Source organism: Mycobacterium sp., assembly GCF_035603715.1.
GTDB lineage: Bacteria > Actinomycetota > Actinomycetes > Mycobacteriales > Mycobacteriaceae > Mycobacterium.
Genome location: NZ_DATNJW010000470.1, coordinates 1 through 2019, shown reverse-complemented (window position 1 = coordinate 2019; position 2019 = coordinate 1). Strand labels below are relative to the sequence as shown.

Sequence of the window (2019 nt, the reverse complement as noted above, 5' to 3'; positions counted from 1 at the left end):
GTGGCGAACCGCGCGAACCTGCTGCGGTTCAAGCGCGCCCCGGACGCGCAGGACGATTGAAGCGGACGGCTCCGGTGCGTCGCGCGAGAACAGCGGCTTTTCCGGCAGCACCAGATGGACGCGGGCAGCCTGGATGCGATCGATGGCACGGATGGTGCGGGCCAGTTCGCCCTCCAGCGCGCGCAGATGATTGATGTTCTGGACGAAGCTGGTGGTGCCGAGCGCGTCGGATTTATCGAAGATTTCGTAGCCGACCCCGCCGCCCTTCGGCAATCCGCCTTCGGCCAGATGCATGCGCAGCCGGGTAACCTTGTCCTTCGGCACCATGATCACGGAGCCGTCGTTGCGCATTTCGTAGGGGATCGCCTGGCGTTCCAGGTCCTTGATGATCGCCGATGAGTCGTCCAGGCTCAGGTCGGTGAAGAGAGTGGTCATCTGCGGCGTAGTCACGCGCATGATGACAAAGGCAAAGAAGCCTATCAGTGCGGCCGTGACCGCAACCATCGCCATTAAGCGAGAGGCGCCAAGCCCCTTCAAAAAGTCCAGCACGCTTTGCAAGCAACTGCCCCCGAGATTCGGCGCCACGATCGACTGGGCAAATATTGCCTAGGTGATGGTTTCCATATGGTTAACGACGGTTAACAAGACGGTAAAAACTTCCGCGTGAGTCCAATATGAAAAAGATCGGCCTCGCAGAGCGAGGCCGATCTTCATCAAATTCGATGGGTTTGGGTCGCTTTTACTGGCGATATTGCTGGATGCGGGTGGTGCGAAGTCCAGCCAGACCATGCTGGTCGATGGAAAACTGCCAGGAAAGGAATTCATCGACCGTCAGGGTGTATCGGCTGCAAGCCTCCTCAAGGGAGAGCAGGCCACCGCGAACCGCGGCGACGACTTCAGCCTTCCGGCGAATGACCCACCGTTTGGTTCCGGGCGCGGGCAAATCCGCAATGGTAAGCGGGCTGCCGTCGGGCCCGATGACGTATTTCACCCTCGGGCGATGGGGTTCTGTCATGGCGTACTCACAAACTCTTAACCACTGAACACACCATGACAATCTAAGCGGGCCGGCTTAAAATTTGCCTAAGCCCAAGGCTTCAATACGAATCTCCTTGAAAATGCCGTGACGATCCGCTCCCCGGCGCTGTTTGGGCGCGGGGAGCTGTTTGCGGGGGGATCCCCGGGTGGCGGGCCTCAGACTAGCTGCTGCTCGAACTGCTGCTTCCAGAACTGCTGCTTCCAGAATTGTTGGACACAGGGGCTATGATGCTCTGGATCTGGCTGAGGGTGTAGGACTGCCCGTTGATGAAGAGCAGCGGCGGCGATTGGGTGAGGTCCACTGAAGTGACCGTGCCCTCGATCGCGGTCGTGACCCCAACATTGTTGCCGGAGGCATCCTTGGCGGTAGCCGTCATGGTGTAACTACCGTCGGGACACTGCGTACCGTCATTGCCCTGGCCGTTCCAGATAAACGGCTGCTCGTTGCCGGCGCTCACATCGTAGCTGCCGGTGAAGACGGTGGCACCGCTGCTGTTGCTGATGGAGACCGACAGCGTCGAATTGGAGGGGATGTTGAACATCCAGCCGGCCACGCCGTCGGATAGTGGCGCGGTGTTGCCGGCAACCACGGCGTTCTGGCCAACGTAATTCAACGCCTGGCTCGATGCAGTCGACTGCTGCAGCGAAATCAGCGTCGACAACGAATCGTTGGTGTTGAGCTGTTCCTGAACGCCGGCGAATTCGACGAGCTGCTGGGTGAACTGGTTGGTGTCGAGCGGATCGAGTGGGTTCTGGTTCTGCAGCTGCGTGGTCAAAAGCTCCAGGAAGCTTTGGAAATTGCCGGCGATCTGCTGCGAGGCCAGCGCGTTCGCACTGGATGCGGTGCTCGATGACGATGAAGACGTTTGCGGCGTCGTTCCCGAAACAACTGACGTTGTCATATCTGTCTCCTCAAACCCTGATGTCGACGCCGCCGGCGGACCCGACCATACGGCCATAGCTTCGTCCGGCGACGGGCGC

General features: G+C 59.8%; 3 protein-coding genes. All 3 read right to left on the bottom strand.

Going from position 1 to position 2019, the window contains the following annotated elements:
- Nucleotides 1-549: flagellar basal-body MS-ring/collar protein FliF (gene fliF / locus VN856_RS19450; RefSeq protein WP_325691964.1), on the bottom strand; the 549-nt coding region annotated here is incomplete at its 3' end.
- A gap of 190 nt (nt 550-739) precedes the next feature.
- Nucleotides 740-1015: a DUF1153 domain-containing protein gene (locus tag VN856_RS19445; RefSeq protein ID WP_002714638.1), complete on the bottom strand. Its 276-nt coding sequence runs from the start codon at nt 1013-1015 to the stop codon at nt 740-742.
- Between the two features lie 184 nt (nt 1016-1199).
- Nucleotides 1200-2019 (bottom strand): flagellar hook assembly protein FlgD (locus VN856_RS19440; protein WP_325691960.1); only part of this gene is annotated, 820 nt, incomplete at its 5' end.